The organism is Falsigemmobacter intermedius (genome assembly GCF_004054105.1).
GTDB classification, from domain to species: domain Bacteria; phylum Pseudomonadota; class Alphaproteobacteria; order Rhodobacterales; family Rhodobacteraceae; genus Wagnerdoeblera; species Wagnerdoeblera intermedia.
In genome coordinates, this window is record NZ_SBLC01000008.1 from 82582 (window position 1) to 100540 (window position 17959).

At 61.9% G+C, this 17959-nt stretch carries 10 protein-coding genes; 4 read left to right on the top strand and 6 right to left on the bottom strand.

Going from position 1 to position 17959, the window contains the following annotated elements:
- The first annotated feature begins 9 nt into the window (after positions 1-9).
- Together EP867_RS07540 and EP867_RS07545 are read left to right on the top strand one after the other, a co-directional pair.
- Positions 10-705: a type 1 glutamine amidotransferase gene (locus EP867_RS07540; protein WP_128487778.1), complete on the top strand. Its 696-nt coding sequence runs from the start codon at positions 10-12 to the stop codon at positions 703-705.
- A gap of 2 nt (positions 706-707) precedes the next feature.
- Positions 708-2069, top strand: coding sequence for a glutamine synthetase family protein (locus EP867_RS07545; protein ID WP_128487780.1), 1362 nt, complete (start codon positions 708-710; stop codon positions 2067-2069).
- 119 nt (positions 2070-2188) lie between these two features.
- Here EP867_RS07545 and EP867_RS07550 read toward each other — a convergent pair whose 3' ends face one another.
- Positions 2189-4423, bottom strand: a complete 2235-nt coding sequence (locus EP867_RS07550) for a DEAD/DEAH box helicase (RefSeq protein ID WP_128487782.1) — start codon at positions 4421-4423, stop codon at positions 2189-2191.
- Between the two features lie 257 nt (positions 4424-4680).
- On the opposite strand from EP867_RS07550, the gene EP867_RS07555 reads away from it, so the two are divergent.
- On the top strand, positions 4681-5241 hold the full coding sequence (locus EP867_RS07555; protein ID WP_241656852.1) for an oxidoreductase: 561 nt from the start codon (positions 4681-4683) through the stop codon (positions 5239-5241).
- Positions 5241-7754: a PAS domain-containing hybrid sensor histidine kinase/response regulator gene (locus tag EP867_RS07560; protein WP_128487784.1), complete on the top strand. Its 2514-nt coding sequence runs from the start codon at positions 5241-5243 to the stop codon at positions 7752-7754. The genes EP867_RS07555 and EP867_RS07560 overlap by 1 nt, the downstream gene beginning before the upstream one ends.
- 59 nt (positions 7755-7813) lie before the next feature.
- Here the strand turns inward: EP867_RS07560 and EP867_RS07565 are convergent, their stop codons facing one another.
- From EP867_RS07565 to rplJ, 5 genes are all read right to left on the bottom strand, one after another.
- Positions 7814-8170 (bottom strand): VanZ family protein, encoded by a 357-nt coding sequence (locus EP867_RS07565; protein WP_164888793.1) that lies wholly within the window; start codon positions 8168-8170, stop codon positions 7814-7816.
- Positions 8171-8324: 154 nt separating this feature from the next.
- Complete coding sequence (rpoC, locus tag EP867_RS07570; protein ID WP_128487788.1) at positions 8325-12527, bottom strand: DNA-directed RNA polymerase subunit beta'; 4203 nt, start codon at positions 12525-12527, stop codon at positions 8325-8327.
- A gap of 49 nt (positions 12528-12576) precedes the next feature.
- On the bottom strand, positions 12577-16710 hold the full coding sequence (rpoB, locus tag EP867_RS07575) for a DNA-directed RNA polymerase subunit beta (RefSeq protein ID WP_128487790.1): 4134 nt from the start codon (positions 16708-16710) through the stop codon (positions 12577-12579).
- Positions 16711-16957: 247 nt separating this feature from the next.
- Positions 16958-17335: a 50S ribosomal protein L7/L12 gene (gene rplL / locus EP867_RS07580; protein WP_128487793.1), complete on the bottom strand. Its 378-nt coding sequence runs from the start codon at positions 17333-17335 to the stop codon at positions 16958-16960.
- Between the two features lie 74 nt (positions 17336-17409).
- Complete coding sequence (gene rplJ / locus EP867_RS07585; protein ID WP_128487796.1) at positions 17410-17925, bottom strand: 50S ribosomal protein L10; 516 nt, start codon at positions 17923-17925, stop codon at positions 17410-17412.
- Positions 17926-17959: the final 34 nt, after the last annotated feature.

Here is a 17959-nt window from a genome sequence, read left to right on the forward strand (position 1 = left end):
GAGAATATCATGCTTATTGGCATCCTGCAGACCGGCCATGTTACCGAATTCATTCGGGAACGGGCCGGCGATTTCCCTTCTTTATTCGTCAGACTTCTGGCCGATCAGGGGTTTGAGTTCCGCACCTATTCGGTGGTGGATCTTGAGTTTCCTGCCTCGGTGCAGGAGTGCGACGGCTGGCTTCTGACCGGCTCGCGCCACGGGGCTTATGAGGACCATCCCTTTATTCCGCCGCTGGAAGATTTTATCCGCAAGGCCTATGCGGCGGCGGTGCCCATGGTTGGCATCTGCTTTGGCCATCAGATTATTGCCCAGGCCCTGGGCGGACGTGTTGAAAAATTCACCGGCGGCTGGTCCGTTGGCCGTCAGACCTATGATTTTGAAGGGAAAAAGCTGAAGTTGAACGCCTGGCATCAGGATCAGGTCGTCGAGCTTCCGCCCGATGCAAAGGTCATCGGCTGCTCAGAGTTCTGCCAGAATGCCGCCCTGGTCTATGGCGACCGTGCGCTGACCGTGCAGCCGCATCCTGAGTTCGATCACAGCTTTATCGCCCTGATGCTTGAGCAGTATAAAACCGGCAGCGTGCCGCCGGAACTTCTGGCGCGGGCGGAGGCCGGGCTGGAAGATACGCTCGATCGTGAAGTGCTGGCCGAGCGTATCGGCGCGTTTTTCCGCGCGCCCCGTGCCGCCCTGCAGGAGGCATGATGATGGCCGATTGGACCGAGAGCCTGCCGGAAGCCGCCCGGGATTATGTCGCCGGGCGCCGCCTCGATGAGGTGGAATGCATCGTTCCCGATATCGCCGGGGTTGCCCGCGGCAAGGCGATGCCTGCCTTCAAGTTTGAGCATCAGAAAAGCTTCTTTCTGCCCACCTCGATCTTCCTGCAGACCATCACCGGCGAATGGGCCGATGCGCCCAAGGGAGATGAGGAATATAAAGAGCCGGACATGACCCTGGTGCCGGATTTCAGCACCGTGGCCGCCGCGCCCTGGACGGCGGATGTCACGCTTCAGGTCATCCATGACGCCTTTGATCAGCGCGGCAATCCGGTGCCCACGGCGCCGCGCAATGTGCTGCGCCGTGTTCTGGATCTTTATGCGGCGGAAGGCTGGCGGCCGGTGGTGGCCCCGGAGATGGAGTTTTTCTTCGTCGCCCGCAACCTCGACCCCAATATGCCGATCCGCCCGCCCATGGGCCGCTCGGGCCGGGTAGCGGCGGCCAAACAGGCCTATTCGATGTCGGCGGTCGATGAATATGGCAAGGTGATCGACGATATTTACGATTTCGCCGAGGCCATGGGGCTGGAGATCGACGGCATTCTGCAGGAAGGCGGCGCGGGTCAGGTTGAGATCAATCTCGCCCATGGCAATCCGCTCGATCTGGCGGATCATATCTTTTATTTCAAACGGATGATCCGTGAGGCGGCGCTGCGCCACGACTGCTTTGCGACCTTCATGGCCAAGCCGATTGAAGGCGAGCCAGGCTCGGCCATGCATATTCACCATTCGGTGGTCAATCTGGAGACCGGGCAGAATATCTTCTCGGACGTCTCTGGTGATGAGACCCCGGCGTTTCACCATTTTATCGCCGGGATGCAGAACCACCTGCCCGCCGGTGTGGCGCTGCTTGCGCCCTATGTGAACAGCTATCGCCGCTATGTGCCGGATTTCGCAGCACCGATTAACCTCGAGTGGGGGCGCGACAACCGCACCACCGGGCTGCGGGTTCCGATTTCGAGCCCTGAGGCGCGGCGGGTGGAAAACCGTCTGGCGGGGATGGACTGCAACCCCTATCTGGGCATCGCGGTGAGCCTGGCCTGTGGCTATCTGGGCCTGAAAGAGGGGCGGATGCCGCGGGCGGAATGCACCACCAATGCCTATATGGGCGAGGATGAGCTGCCGCTGAATCTGTCCGATGCGATCGATCTGCTGGAGGAGGATGCAGCGCTGGTCGAGGTGCTGGGTCCGGAGTTCGTGGCGCTTTATGCGGCGGTGAAGCGGCATGAATATAAAGAGTTTCAGCAGGTGATTTCGCCCTGGGAGCGGGAGCATCTGCTGCTGAACGTCTGAGGGCTGTTTTGGCGGAGAGCGCCGGGGCGGGCTCTGCCCGCCCCGGACCCCACCCGGAGTATTTTGAAAAAGCCAGAATGAAGAAGGCCCCGGAGATCACTCCGGGGCCTTCTTTCAGATCAGCGTTTCGGGGCCTTCGGGCTGCGCGGTTTGCGCAGCGACTGGCTCGGGTCCGAGAAGTTCGGACGCGGCGCCGGGGCGCGGGCCGGGCGGCTGTCTGCGCCGAAGGCCGGTTTTGCGCCGCGCGGCTTACGATCACCCTCTTCGCGTTTCACGAAGGGCTTGCGATCGCCGTCGTCGCGCTTGCCGAAGGGCTTGCGGTCACCGTCTTCGCGCTTGCCCCAGGGCTTGCGGTCGCCGTCGGGGCGGTCGCCGAAGGATTTACGCTCGCCGTAAGGTTTGCGCTCACCGTCTTCGCGGGCACCAAAGGGCTTACGGTCACCGAAGGGTTTGCGATCGCCGAAGGGCTTGCGGTCGCCGTCGTCGCGTTTGCCCCAGGGTTTACGATCGCCGTCAGGGCGGTCGCCGAAGGATTTACGCTCGCCGTAAGGTTTGCGGTCGCCGTCTTCGCGGGCCGGGCGGGCACGGTAGCCGGCTTCGCCGGTTTCCATGGCACGCGGCTTGAAGCTGCGGCGCTCACCACCTTCGTCGTCGCGGCGCGGGGCGCGTTCACGACGCTCACCACGGTCGCCGCCGAAGGGTTTGCGGGTCAGGCCCTGGGGGCGGTCCGAGGATTTGAACGCCGGGCGCGGGGCGCGCTCAAGGTTCGGGGCCTCGTTGAGGCGGGTCAGCAGCAGGCCGTCTTCGATCTCGGCCGATGCGCCGAATTTCGAGGCGACATTGTCAGCGATCTGGACATAGGTCTCACGCTGCTGGACGCGGATGGCGCCGATGTCATTGCGGGTGATGCCGCCATGATCGCAGATTTTCGGCAGGAGCCAGCGGGCTTCGGCGCGGCCTTCATGGCCGACCGAGAGCGAGAACCAGACCGAGGGGCCGAATTCCTGGCGCTCACGCGGGGCGCGGGCTTCGGAATTGGCCGCCGGGGGCGCGATATCGCCGACGATCTCGGGGGCCGAGCGGCCTGCGCGCCACATGCGCAGGAAGGCTGCGGCAGCCGCTTCCGGCGAGGAGACGCCGAGAATGGCTTCGACCAGCGGCAGCTCTTCTTCGGTGATCGCGTTCAACAGGGTGTCCGAGCCGAGCATACGGGCGTCATCAGCCGACTGCACTTCCTCAGCGGTGGGCGGCGAGACCCACTCGGCCTCAACCTTTGCGCCCTGCAGGATGCGGTTGGCTTTGCGGAAGTCCGACGGCGGCACGACCAGAACGGCGGTACCTTTCGAGCCCGCACGACCGGTGCGGCCCGAACGGTGCAGCAGGGTCTCGGGGTTCGAGGGCAGATCGAAGTGGACCACGAGGTCCAGACCCGGAAGGTCGATGCCGCGGGCCGCCACATCGGTCGCGATGCAGACCTGTGCACGGCCGTCACGCAGCGCCTGGAGCGCGTGGGTACGCTCAGCCTGGCTCAACTCCCCCGAGAGGGCGACGACTTTGAAGCCGCGGTTGGCAAGGCGCGCATGCAGATGGGTCACCGCAGCGCGGGTTTTCGCAAAGACGATGGCCACACGGGCCTGCTGGATCAGCAGCAGGTTGATGATGGCGTTTTCTTTGTCGCGCGGGCGCACCGACATCGCCTGATAGGTGATGTCGACGTGTTGTTTGGTGTCCGATTTGACCTGAACGCGCAGCGAATCGTTCTGGTAGTTCTTGGCCAGGCTCTCGATTTCTTTCGAGACGGTGGCCGAGAACATCAGCGTGCGGCGGTCTTCCGGAGCGGCCGAGAGGATGAACTCAAGGTCTTCCTGGAAGCCGAGGTCGAGCATCTCATCGGCTTCGTCGAGAACGGCAGCGCGCAGTTCCGAGAGGTCCAGCGAGCGGCGCTCAATGTGATCGCGCAGACGGCCGGGAGTGCCGACGACGATCGTGGCACCACGCTCAAGGGCGCGGCGCTCATTGCGCGGGTCCATGCCGCCCACGCAGGTCGCAATGACCGCACCGGCTTCGGCATAGAGCCACTCAAGCTCACGGCTGACCTGGAGGGCCAGTTCACGGGTCGGGGCAATGATCAGAGCGCGCGGGGCGCCGGCCACGGCCAGATCACCGGTCAGGAGTTCCGGCGAGATGGCAAGACCAAAGGCCACGGTTTTGCCCGAGCCGGTCTGTGCCGAGACCAGAAGGTCACGGCCGGCATAGTCGTCACCCAGGACGGCCTGCTGTACGGGGGTCAGCGTTTCATAGCCCTTGGATGCAAGAGCGGCGGCCAGCGGGGCCGCGAGATCGGGAAGCGTCATCAGCGTCTTTCGCGTAAAAGGGGCCTGCCATGTAATACATAGGCCCGGTCATGGAGCACTGGCCCTGACTTCCCGGCCTCCCTGCCGGGGCACGAGGACGCTGGCACCCACCGGGGCTTCTACAGGAAATCGCGGCTCCTGGGAAGGCGCATCCCATGCTTTTGATGACTTTCCCTGCTGCTGTCCGGAGTTTAGCCTGTGACAAACCGCCCGCAACAGGCCAGAAGGCCTTAAAGACCACACTGACGGAGCCCATCTTGCCCGACCTCTCCCGGCGCAGCCTCCTCCTTGGCATGAGCCTTCTGCCGCTGCCCCTGCCCGCTTTCGGGCGCGAGGCGGCCGGTGTCATGGCGGCGCTGCCCCCGCCACAGGGCGAGGTTCTTCTCACCGTGACCGGGGCGCTGACGCGCAGCAACAGCCCGGAAGGCGCGCTTTTTGACCGTGAGATGCTGAAGGCTCTGGGGGAAGTGGAATTCCTCACCGGCACACCCTGGTCTGAGCATCCGCAGCGCTTTCGCGGCCCCTCGCTCTACAGCCTCGTCACCGCGCTCGGGCTGAAGGGGGGCACTTTCACGGCACGGGCTTTGAATGATTACTCGATCCCCGTCCCGCTCAGCGAGGCAGTCGAAGGCGGGCCGATTCTTGCCATGGAAATCGACGGCCAGGTCCTGTCGCTGCGCGAACGCGGGCCGTTGTGGCTGATCTATCCTTTCGATGACATCCCCGCCTATCGCAGCGAGGTGAGCTATATCCGCAGCATCTGGCAGTTGACCCGGCTGGAGTGGGACAGCGCAGCCGGCGAGACGCAGGCCGGGTGATGAGCGCGCGGATCCTGAGGCTGCGGCGGTGGCTTGCACGGCTGGCCCTGCTGGGGCTGCTGGGGGCCGTTCTGGTGCTGCTGCTGCTGGGACGCGATGTGCGTGATGAGATCCAGAACCTTGCAAGGGCCAGTTCCGCCAATGCGCAATGGAGCCTTTCGCAGCCGGATATGGAGCTGTTGCAGCTGATCCAGGCGGCTCAGTCCCTGCGCATTGGGGATGGCAGCACGGCGGACCTGCGCCGCCGCTATGACATCTTTTACTCGCGCATCCGCCTGATGGAGGTGATGCCCTTCTACCCCGAAGATCTCGATCTGCCGGAAATCCGCGGCGGGATCGAGGCCGCGCGGGCGTTTCTGTCGCGGACGGAAGCGCTCTTTGACGGAACCGACGCGGCGCTGACTGCCGCCGTTCCCGATATTCTGGCAGCAGCAGAGCAGCTGCGCCCGCGCCTGCGCGATCTGACGCTGCGCAGCCTGCAGCAGCGCACCATCCGTGGTGATGCGCAGCGCGAGACCCTGCGGGTCACCCTCGTGCGGCTGATCTCATCGAGTGCGGCGCTTCTGCTTGCGGTGATGCTGGTGGTTCTGGCCCTGGTGCGCATGGTCCGTCAGGCGCAGCTGCAAAACCGCCAGGTGCGCGCCGCCCATGCCAGGGTCCGCGCCATCATCACCGCCTCGCAGGACGCCATTCTGGTGCTGGATGCGGCGGGACGAATCGTCGATTCGAATGATGCGGCGCTGGTGCTGTTCGGGCTGCCGGCCGAGGCGCTGGAGGGGCTGCCGGTCTCGCGCTTTCTGGGCCCGGAGGAGGGCAGCAGCGATGCAGGGCCCCTGCCCGAACCCGGGGCCCGCCTGGTCCGGGTGCGCGGGCGGCGCGGCACTGGCGAGGGATTTCCGGCCGAATGCAGTCTGACCGCGATTGAAAGCGATACCGGCCCGCTCAGGATCTGCTTTCTGCGCGATATTTCAGACCGCCTTGCTGCCGAAGCCGCTTTGGTTGAGACGCGCGATCGCGCGCTTGCCGGTGAAAAGGCCAAGGATGAACTGCTGGCCGTGATGAGCCATGAGATGCGCACGCCGCTCAATGGCATTCTGGGCACCCTTGATCTGATTGACGATGACCTGCCCGCAGCGCAGCGGCGTCAGTATGACCGGATCATCCGCAGCTCTGCTGAGCAGTTGTTGCGTCACGTCAATGATGTGCTGGAAATCGCACGCATGGATGCCTTCCGCACCCAGCTGCGCTGCGCGCCTTTTGACGCCTGTGCACTGATGCGCGACATCGCCCATGCCCAGCAGGGGGTCGCCGCGCGCGAGGGGAACCGCCTCGCGCTGGATCTGCGCGACGACAGCCTTGCGCGGGTGACCGGAGATGGCAACCGCGTGCATCAGGTTCTTCTCAACCTTGTCAGCAATGCGCTGAAATTCACCCGCGATGGACAGATCACGCTGAAAGCCTTTCGCAATGCCGAAGGCGATGCGGTCTTTGAGGTGCGCGACAGCGGCATCGGCATCGCGCCCGAAGATATGTCGCGCATCTTTGAGGAATTTGTCACCCTCAACACCGATTATAACCGCAAGGCTCAGGGCACCGGCTTGGGGCTTGCGATCTCACGCCGGCTGGCCACGCTGATGGGCGGGCGGCTTGAGGCCGAAAGCGCCCCCGGTCTTGGCAGCGTCTTCCGGCTGATCCTGCCCCTGCCGCCCGCAGAGCCGCATCTGCCCGCCCCTGCCCTGCCGCAGGACCGCTATGACGTCCGGCCGCTCTCGGTGCTGGTGGTTGAGGATAATCCGATCAACCGCTTCGTGGTCCGCTCGATGCTCGCGGCCGATGGCCACAGCGTGACCGAGGCAGAGACCGGCCATGAGGCCCTGGGGCTCTGCGCGCAGGAGGGGTTTGATCTGATCCTGATGGATATCTCCATGCCCGGCCTCGACGGGGTAGAGACGACCTGCCGCATCCGCGAGGCCGAAGGCCCCAATGCGACCACCCCGGTGGTGGCGCTGACCGCCCATGCACGGCCCGAGGATCTGCGCCGCTTTGCCGACAGTGGCATTGCCCGCAGCCTGACGAAGCCGCTGCGCCGACAGGCCCTGCGCGAATTGCTGCGTGATTATGGACCGCGACAAACGCCGACCGTCACAGATGATCAGCCGGCGCGGGTCCTGATTGATGACGCCACCGTGCGGGAGATGGCCGGAGCGCTTGGACGCGATGTCTATACCAGCCTGAAGGCGCGGTTTGAGGCAGAGCTGACCGAGGGGCTGCGGCTTCTTACCTCGCAGCCACAGCGCACGGGCGCTGAGATGGCCGCCACCGCCCATAAGCTTGCCGGTGCGGCGGCTGTCTTTGGTCTGAGTGCACTGCGCGCAGAGCTTGTGGCGCTTGAGGATCTGGCCTCAACCGATGAGGCCGGAGTGCCTGACACCACCCTGCGAAATATCGGGCGTCTGGCGGCGCAGAGCCTTCAGGCGCTGGCGGCCCTGGAGGACGAAGACGAGGCGGCCTGAGCGCCGCCCCGATCGGCTGACTGCGACTGAGTATCGGAACTATCCCGACCGGCAGCGCCTCAGGCGCGGCGCAGGCCCAGCCTTGACCCCATCAGCAGGCCGACAACCGCCCCTGCCCCGGCGCCGATTGCGGCGCCGATGATATCGGCAAACCAGTCGTTCAGCTCCATGCTGCGACCGACGAAAGGCTGGATGACTTCGATCAGCCCGCCATAGACCGCGATCACCAAGATCGTCGCCGCCCACCAGCGCGGGCGCACCACGGTGACCGGAAAGGCCAGAGAGCCGAAGGCAAGGGCATGGTAGATTTTGTCACTGACCTGCATCCCGGGCAGGCCCGAGACCGGCGCAAGGGTCACGACCGCGATCACCAGGGTGAGAAATGCGCTCACCCCAAGGGCGATCAGAAGAGCCATGCGATGTGTCATAAGGTTCAGTGCCGTGTTGTCCCTTAATTGGCAAGCCTGCGACGCGGCGCTCAAGCGGCTGTGAAGTGAAGAGCCCCGCAAAGGGTCTCCCCAAAAGAGGAAAGCCCCGGCAGGGCCGGGGCTTTCCGTCAGATCATAAAGATCAGTTCGCGTCGCCTTCGCCGGGCGCAACCAGAGCGGCTGCTGCTTCGGCTTCAGCGCGGCGGTCGTTGATGACCTTCTGGTCACGCTCGCTCGCGATGCGCTTCACACGGCTGGTAGCACCACCGGTACCGGCCGGGATCAGGCGACCCACGATGACGTTTTCTTTCAGGCCGACCAGCTTGTCGCGCTTGCCCATGACCGAGGCTTCGGTGAGCACGCGGGTGGTCTCCTGGAAGGAGGCCGCCGAGATGAACGAGCGGGTCTGAAGCGACGCTTTGGTGATCCCGAGCAGGACCGGTTCGCCCGAAGCCGGACGACCACCGCGCGCGATGACCTTTGCGTTTTCTTCTTCCAGCTCGGTCTTGTCGACCTGTTCGCCCTTGAGCAGCGTCGTTTCGCCCGAGTCGAGGATCTCGATCTTCTGCAGCATCTGGCGAACGATCACCTCGATGTGCTTGTCGTTGATCTTCACGCCCTGCAGACGATAGACGTCCTGTACTTCGTCGATGAGGTAATTGGCCAGAGCCTCCACACCCATGATGCGCAGAATGTCATGCGGCGCCGGGTTGCCGTCCATGATGTAGTCACCCTTCTGCACGAAGTCGCCTTCCTGCACCGGGATGTGCTTGCCTTTCGGCACCATGTATTCAACCGCGTCAAGCTTCTCATCAGCCGGTTCAATGGTGATGCGGCGCTTGTTTTTGTAGTCCTTGCCGAAGCGCACGTAACCATCGAGTTCCGCGATGATGGCGTGATCTTTCGGGCGACGGGCTTCAAAGAGTTCCGCCACGCGGGGAAGACCCCCGGTGATGTCCTTCGTTTTTGCACCTTCGCGCGGAATACGGGCAACCACGTCACCGGCTTTGACGGTCTGACCGTCTTCGACCGAGAGAATGGCGTCCACCGACATCTGGTAGCTGATCGGATTGCCCTGGTCATTGCGCATGGGTTCACCGGTTTCCGGGTCCATGACAATGATTTCCGGCTTCAGATCGCTGCCGCGCGGCGCATTGCGCCAGTCGGTCACGATCTTCTGGGTCATACCGGTCGCATCATCGGTCTCGTCGCGGACCGAGAGGCCTGCCACGAGGTCAACAAAGCGGGCGGTACCCGACTTCTCAGCGATGATCGGCAGGGTATAGGGGTCCCATTCGAACAGTTTGGTGCCGCGCTTCACAGCCTGGCCTTCGCGCACGAAGAGCTTCGAGCCGTAAGACAGTTTATGCGCTGCACGCTCCTGGCCGTTCTCATCGATGATCGCCACCGACATGTTCCGGCCCATCACGATCAGGTCGCCGTTTGCGGCTTCCAGGGTGTTGGGGTTGCGGAACTCGATGGTGCCTTCCTGCGAAGCTTCGAGGAAGGACTGCTGACCACCCTGAGCAATACCGCCGATGTGGAAGGTCCGCATCGTCAGCTGGGTGCCCGGTTCACCGATCGACTGTGCCGCGATGATACCGACGGCCTCGCCGGTGTTCACCATGGTGCCGCGCGCAAGGTCACGGCCGTAGCAGTGAGCGCAGACGCCTTCTTCGGCTTCACAGGTCAGCGGCGAGCGGATTTTCACCGAAGCCACGCCGGCTGCATCAATCGCATCCGACTTGCGCTCGTCGATCAGCACGCCTTTAGCGACCAGCACTTCGCCGGTTGCCGGATCCATCACGTCCTCTGCGGTCACACGACCCAGAACACGCTCAGAGAGCGGTGCCACGACTTCACCATCGTTCACGGCTGCTTCCGCAGTGATGAACTTATCGGTGCCGCAGTCGATCGAACGCACGATGCAGTCCTGAGCAACGTCGACCAGACGACGGGTCAGGTAACCCGAGTTCGCCGTCTTCAGAGCGGTATCTGCCAGACCCTTACGGGCACCGTGGGTCGAGTTGAAGTACTCGAGAACGGTCAGACCTTCTTTGAAGTTCGAGATAATCGGCGTTTCGATGATCTCGCCGTTCGGCTTGGCCATCAGGCCGCGCATCCCGCCGAGCTGCTTCATCTGAGCAGGCGAACCCCGCGCACCGGAGTGCGACATCATATAGACCGAGTTCGGCTCTTTCTCTGCACCTTCATCGGTGTAGCGAACGGCCGAGATCTCTTTCATCATCTCGCCTGCGACCGCATCCGAGCATTTCGACCAGGCGTCGACAACTTTGTTGTACTTTTCGCCCTGAGTGATCAGGCCGTCCATGTACTGCTGTTCGAACTCTTTGACCTGATCACGAACGCCGTTGACGATGTCCCATTTGTTTTCCGGGATCAGCATGTCGTCCTTACCGAACGAGATACCGGCGCGGAATGCTTCTTTGAAGCCCAGCGACATGATCTGGTCACAGAAGATCACCGACTCTTTCTGACCGCAGTAACGGTAGACGGTGTCGATGACGTTCTGGACGTCTTTCTTACGCAGCGCACGGTTCACCAGATCAAACGGTGCCTTCGCGTTCAGCGGCAGCAGGTTGCCCAGACGCAGACGACCGGGGGTCGTCTCATAGCGCTTCCAGACTTCGTTGCCATGCTCGTCGATCTGCTTGATCCGCGCGGTGATCGAGGCGTGCAGATGCACTTCCCCGGCCTGCAGCGCATGCTCAACCTCATCGAGATCACGGAACTTCATGCCTTCGCCGACCATGCCCTTACGGTTCATGGTGACGTAGTAGAGACCCAGAATCATGTCCTGCGACGGAACGATGATCGGCGAGCCGTTTGCCGGCGACAGAACGTTGTTCGTCGACATCATCAGAACGCGGGCTTCCAGCTGGGCTTCCAGCGAGAGCGGCACGTGAACAGCCATCTGGTCACCGTCGAAGTCAGCGTTGAACGCCGAGCAGACGAGCGGGTGCAGCTGGATCGCTTTGCCTTCGATCAGTTGCGGCTCAAAGGCCTGGATGCCCAGACGGTGCAGCGTGGGTGCACGGTTCAGCAGAACCGGGTGCTCACGGATGACCTCATCCAGGATATCCCAAACCTCGGGACGCTCTTTCTCGACCAGCTTCTTCGCCTGTTTGACGGTGGTCGACAGACCCTTCGCCTCAAGACGCGAGTAGATGAACGGCTTGAACAGCTCGAGCGCCATCTTCTTCGGCAGACCACACTGGTGCAGCTTCAGCTCCGGGCCGGTCACGATGACCGAACGACCCGAGAAGTCGACGCGTTTACCCAGAAGGTTCTGACGGAAGCGACCCTGCTTACCCTTCAGCATGTCCGACAGCGACTTCAGCGGGCGCTTGTTGGTCCCGGTGATGACGCGGCCGCGACGGCCGTTGTCGAAGAGCGCGTCCACAGCTTCCTGCAGCATACGCTTTTCGTTGCGCACGATGATATCGGGCGCACGAAGCTCGATCAGGCGCTTCAGACGGTTGTTCCGGTTGATGACGCGGCGATAGAGATCGTTAAGATCCGAAGTCGCAAAACGGCCACCATCGAGCGGAACCAGCGGGCGCAGTTCCGGCGGGATCACCGGCAGAACGGTGAGGATCATCCACTCGGGACGGTTTCCCGACTCGAGGAAATGCTCAACGACCTTCAGGCGCTTGATGATCTTCTTCGGCTTCAGCTCGCCGGTGGCCTCTTTCAGCTCTTCACGCAGGGTCTGCGCGGTCGCATCAAGATCGATCATCGACAGCATTTCGCGGATGGCTTCAGCGCCGATATTGGCGGTGAAGCTGTCAGCGCCCCACTGGTCCTGCTTGTCGAGGTATTCTTCCTCGGTCAGCAGCTGACCATAGGTCATGTCGGTCAGGCCGGGCTCGATGACGACGTAGTGTTCGAAATAGAGGATGCGCTCAAGATCGCGCAGCGTCATGTCGAGCATCAGGCCGATACGGCTCGGCAGCGACTTCAGGAACCAGATGTGAGCAACCGGCGATGCCAGCTCAATATGGCCCATACGTTCGCGGCGCACTTTCTGCAGCGTGACTTCCACGCCGCATTTCTCGCAGACAACGCCGCGATACTTCATGCGCTTATATTTGCCGCAGAGGCATTCGTAGTCTTTGATCGGCCCGAAGATACGGGCGCAGAACAGACCGTCACGCTCAGGTTTGAACGTGCGGTAGTTGATGGTTTCCGGCTTTTTGATCTCGCCGTAGGACCACGACAGGATCCGCTCGGGCGAAGCCAGCGAGACCTTGATCTCGTCGAAGGTCTTGGGTTGCGCCATCGGGTTGAAGGGCGAGGCGCCGTGGGTGAGTTCCTGGTTCATCTTGAATCCTTAATTAAGGGAAGGGGGAAAGCTGAGGGCGCGAACGCCCTCACTCCTCCTCGCTATCCAGGAGTTCCATATTCAGGCCGAGGCCACGGACTTCCTTCACGAGAACGTTGAAGGATTCCGGGACGCCAGCCTCGAAGTTGTCTTCGCCTTTGACGATCGACTCGTAGACCTTGGTCCGGCCAGCGACGTCATCCGACTTCACGGTCAGCATTTCCTGCAGGGTGTAGGCGGCGCCGTAAGCTTCGAGAGCCCAGACTTCCATCTCACCCAGACGCTGACCACCGAACTGCGCCTTACCACCCAGCGGCTGCTGCGTGACGAGCGAGTACGGACCGGTCGAACGGGCGTGCAGCTTGTCGTCGACGAGGTGGTGCAGTTTGAGGAAGTATTTCACCCCAACCGTGACCTTACGGGCAAACTTCTCGCCGGTCCGGCCGTCGAAGACTTCCGACTGACCCGACTCATCGAAGCCTGCACGGCGCAGCGCGTCGTTGATGTCCGCCTCTTTCGCACCGTCGAAGACCGGCGTTGCGATCGGAACGCCGCGCGTGACCGCCTGAGCGCTTTCAAGGAAAGCCTCTTCGGGGGCATCTGCGAAGTTCTCTTCGTAGGTCTCATCACCATAGGCCAGACGCATGGCTTCTTTGACCGGGGTCAGATCGCCATTGCGACGGTAGTCCTGCAGCGCCTCGTCAATCTTGATCCCCAGACCACGGGCAGCCCAGCCCATGTGGGTTTCAAGGATCTGACCGACGTTCATACGCGACGGCACGCCGAGCGGGTTCAGCACGAGGTCAACCGTGGTGCCATCCGCCAGGAACGGCATGTCTTCCATAGGGACGACTTTCGACACCACGCCTTTGTTGCCGTGACGGCCTGCCATCTTATCGCCCGGCTGCAGCTTACGCTTCACCGCAACGAAGACTTTGACCATCTTCATCACGCCCGGAGGCAGATCGTCGCCGCGACGGACCTTCTCAACCTTGTCCTCGAAGCGGTGGTCGAGCTGGCGTTTCTGCGCGTTGAACTGCTCATTGAGCGCTTCAACTTCTTTCGCCAGATCTTCCTCAGCGACGGCAAGCTGCCACCACTGACCCTTCGAGAGCGTGCCGAGCAGCTCTTCGTTGATCTCGGAACCCGGCTTGATGCCTTTGGGGCCTTTGACAGCCACTTTGCCCAGGATCAGGGTCTTGAGACGCGAGTAGATGTTGCGCTCAAGGATCGCGAGTTCGTCGTCACGGTCGCGCGACAGACGCTCAACTTCTTCCCGCTCGATCTGCAGCGCACGCTCGTCTTTGTCGACGCCGTGACGGTTGAAGACGCGGACTTCGACGATGGTACCATAGGCACCCGGCGGCAGACGCAGCGAGGTGTCGCGGACGTCGGACGCTTTTTCACCAAAGATGGCGCGCAGCAGCTTCTCTTCCGGGGTCATCGGCGATTCACCCTTCGGGGTGATTTTGCCAACGAGGATGTCGCCCGGCTGAACTTCCGCACCGATGTAAACGATGCCAGCCTCGTCGAGGTTGCGCAGCGCTTCTTCACCGACGTTCGGAATGTCGCGGGTGATCTCTTCCGGCCCGAGCTTGGTATCGCGGGCGGCGACTTCATATTCCTCAATGTGGATCGAGGTATAGACGTCGTCGCGCAGGATGCGTTCCGAGATCAGGATCGAGTCTTCGTAGTTGTAGCCGTTCCAGGGCATGAACGCGACGACCACGTTGCGACCCAGAGCCAGTTCGCCGCCATCGGTCGACGGACCGTCAGCGATGACCTGGTGACGCTGCACCGTGTCGCCCACTTTGACGATCGGACGCTGGTTGATGCAGGACGACTGGTTCGAACGCTTGAACTTGCGCAGGCGGTAGATGTCCACACCTGCTTCGCCCGGCTCCAGGAACTCGGTTGCGCGCACAACGATACGCTGCGCATCGACCTGGTCGATGACGCCGCCACGACGGGCCATGATCGCCGCACCGGAGTCGCGGGCCACAACGCCCTCGATGCCGGTGCCGACGAAAGGCGCGTCCGATTGCAGCAGCGGAACAGCCTGACGCTGCATGTTCGAGCCCATGAGAGCGCGGTTCGCGTCGTCGTTTTCGAGGAACGGAATGAGCGATGCCGCAACCGAAACCAGCTGTTTCGGCGAAACGTCGATCAGATCCACGGCTTCCGACGGGTTCAGCATGAATTCGCCCGCTTTACGGGTCGAAACCAGGTCCTGAACGAAGGCGCCGCTCTCATCCAGCTGTGCGTTGGCCTGAGCCACGGTGTGACGCATCTCTTCGGTCGCCGAGAGATAGATCACTTCGTCGGTGACTTTGCCGTCCTTCACCTTGCGGTAAGGGGTCTCGATGAAGCCGTATTTGTTCACGCGGGCGAAGGTGGCCAGCGAGTTGATCAGACCAATGTTCTGACCTTCCGGCGTTTCAATCGGACACATCCGGCCGTAGTGGGTCGGGTGAACGTCGCGAACCTCAAAGCCTGCGCGCTCACGGGTCAGACCGCCCGGGCCAAGCGCCGAGAGACGGCGTTTGTGGGTGACTTCCGACAGCGGGTTGGTCTGGTCCATGAACTGCGACAGCTGCGAAGCGCCGAAGAATTCACGAACAGCAGCAGCAGCCGGTTTCGCGTTGATGAGGTCCTGCGGCATGATCGTGTCGATCTCAACCGAAGACATACGCTCTTTGATCGCGCGCTCCATGCGCAGCAGACCAACGCGGTACTGGTTCTCCATCAGCTCGCCGACCGAGCGCACACGACGGTTGCCGAGGTGGTCGATGTCGTCGATCTCGCCCTTGCCGTCGCGCAGTTCCACCAGGCCCTTAATGCAGGCGATGATGTCTTCGCGGCGCAGCGTACGCTGGGTGTCCGGCGCATCGAGGTCAAGGCGCATGTTCATCTTCACGCGGCCGACAGCCGAGAGGTCATAACGCTCGGAATCGAAAAACAGCGTGTCAAAGAGCGCAGCAGCCGCATCAACGGTCGGCGGCTCACCCGGACGCATCACGCGGTAGATGTCCATCAGCGCACCGTCGCGGCCCATGTTCTTATCGGCTGCGAGCGTGTTGCGGATGTAGGGACCGACGTTGATATTGTCGATGTCGAGGATCGGAAGCTCGGTGATGCCCTGATCGAGCAGCGTCTTCAGGCTGCCGCCTTTGACTTCGCCGTCACGGTCGAGTTCCCAGGTCAGCTCATCACCGGCTTCGACCCAGATCTCACCGGTCTCTTCGTTGATGATGTCTTTTGCGACGAATTTGTTGATGATGTGATCGAAGGGAACCAGCAGTTCCTTGACCGAGCCGTCATCAATCCACTTTTTGACCATACGCGGGGTCGCTTTGTCGCCCGCTTTGAGGATGATCTCGCCCGAAGCGGCATCCACAAGGTCATAGGTCGGGCGGGTGCCGCGCACACGCTCGGGGAAGAACTTCGTGACCCAGCCGCGATTGCGCTCATAGCGGTAGGAAACGGTGTTGTAGTAAGCGTCCATGATCGCTTCCTGATCCATGCCCAGGGCATAGAGCAGGGTCGTCACCGGCAGTTTACGGCGACGGTCGATGCGTGCGAACACCAGATCCTTGGCGTCAAACTCAAAGTCGAGCCAGGAGCCACGGTAGGGAATGATGCGGCAGGCGAACAGCAGCTTACCCGAGGAATGGGTCTTGCCCTTGTCGTGATCGAAGAACACGCCGGGGCTGCGGTGCATCTGGCTGACAACGACACGCTCAGTGCCGTTGACCACGAAGGTCCCGTTCGCGGTCATCAGCGGCATGTCGCCCATATAGACATCCTGTTCTTTGATGTCTTTAACCGAGCGCGCACCGGTGTCTTCGTTCACATCAAACACGATGAGACGAAGGGTGACTTTCAGCGGCGCAGCATAGGTCATGTCGCGCTGCATGCATTCTTCAACGTCGTACTTCGGCTTTTCCAGTTCGTATTTCACGAACTCGAGCACCGCGGTGTCGTTGAAGTCCTTGATCGGGAACACCGATTGGAAAACGCCCTGAATGCCTTCGCCGTCGGAGGCGCGCTGGCCCTCGCCCGAACGCAGGAACAGGTCGTATGAAGATTTCTGAACCTCAATGAGGTTCGGCATTTCGAGGACTTCGCGGATCTTGCCGAAGTAACGGCGGATGCGCTTCTGGCCAACGTAAGCTTGCGCCATGCTCGTGGTCACCTTTCGTCATCACGACGCGCCAACCCGTCGGGCCACGGGGGGAACGCCTTTCGAACGCGGATATCGCGGATTCCATGCCTGCCCGCCGTCCCACCGGCGAACTCCCGAATCCGGACCTCTCCGGAAGGAGGCATTCAGAAATGCACCCTTCGAGACAGGTCGAGCCGGACCCGGGAGATACCCCGGATCCGGCCTGGAAGATAGTGTCAGAATGCCTCAGGCATTCAGATCACAATCACTTCAGCTCGATTTTAGCGCCAGCTTCTTCGAGTTTCTTTTTCATGGCTTCAGCGTCAGCTTTCGAAGCGCCTTCTTTGACTTTGCCGCCAGCTTCGACGAGGTCTTTGGCTTCTTTCAGGCCCAGGCCGGTGATGGCGCGGACTTCTTTGATGACGTTGATTTTGTTCGCGCCGGCGTCGGTCAGGACGACGTCGAACTCGGTTTTCTCTTCTGCAGCTTCAGCAGCGCCACCAGCAGCCGGGCCAGCAACCATGACTGCGCCACCGGCAGCCGGCTCGATGCCGTACTCGTCTTTCAGGATGGTTTTCAGTTCCTGAGCTTGCAGGAGGGTCAGACCGACGATTTGTTCGGCAAGTGCTTTAAGATCAGCCATTTTTAGCTTCCTAGATATATAGATGGGTGTTCCGGCGACGTGTCATCCACGCCGAAGGCACGAGAGGGGTTGGCTCAGGCAGCCGCTTTTTCCTCAATGGTCTTGAGGATGCCAGCGATGTTCGCCGCAGGCGCGCCGATCGCACCAGCGATGTTGGCAGCAGGTGCACCGATGCACGAAACGATCTGAGCGATGAGCTCTTCACGCGACGGCATAGCTGCAACGGCTTTAACACCAGCCTGGTCGAGAACCGTTTCGCCCATTGCACCGCCGAGAATCACGAACTTGTCGTTTTTCTTGGCATATGCTTCGCAGACCTTCGCCGCAGCGACCGGGTCTTCCGAATAAGCGAAAGCAGTCATACCCTTGAGCAGAGTGGCCATACCCGCTTGGGGTTTGCCTTCAAGGGCGATCTGAGCGAGCTTGTTCTTGGCGACGCGTACACCACCGCCCACGGAACGCATGTCCGCGCGCAGGGCCTGCATCTGAGCAACCGTCATGCCTTCGTAGTGGGCAACCACTACGACGCCAGAGCTTGCGAAGATCTGGCCGAGGTCCTCAACCAGTTGTTCTTTCTGGGCTCTATCCACAGGTTTACTCCAAGTTTGGGGATTTCTCCCCGGC

Coding starts and splice junctions, on each gene's coding strand:
- EP867_RS07565 (WP_164888793.1), bottom strand. CDS start 8,170: ATGGCTCTTCTGATCGCCCTTGGGGTGAGCGCATTTCTCACCCTGGTG.
- rplL (WP_128487793.1), bottom strand. CDS start 17,335: ATGGCTGATCTTAAAGCACTTGCCGAACAAATCGTCGGTCTGACCCTC.
- EP867_RS07545 (WP_128487780.1), top strand. CDS start 708: ATGGCCGATTGGACCGAGAGCCTGCCGGAAGCCGCCCGGGATTATGTC.
- EP867_RS07550 (WP_128487782.1), bottom strand. CDS start 4,423: ATGACGCTTCCCGATCTCGCGGCCCCGCTGGCCGCCGCTCTTGCATCC.
- rpoB (WP_128487790.1), bottom strand. CDS start 16,710: ATGGCGCAAGCTTACGTTGGCCAGAAGCGCATCCGCCGTTACTTCGGC.
- EP867_RS07560 (WP_128487784.1), top strand. CDS start 5,241: ATGAGCGCGCGGATCCTGAGGCTGCGGCGGTGGCTTGCACGGCTGGCC.
- EP867_RS07540 (WP_128487778.1), top strand. CDS start 10: ATGCTTATTGGCATCCTGCAGACCGGCCATGTTACCGAATTCATTCGG.
- rpoC (WP_128487788.1), bottom strand. CDS start 12,527: ATGAACCAGGAACTCACCCACGGCGCCTCGCCCTTCAACCCGATGGCG.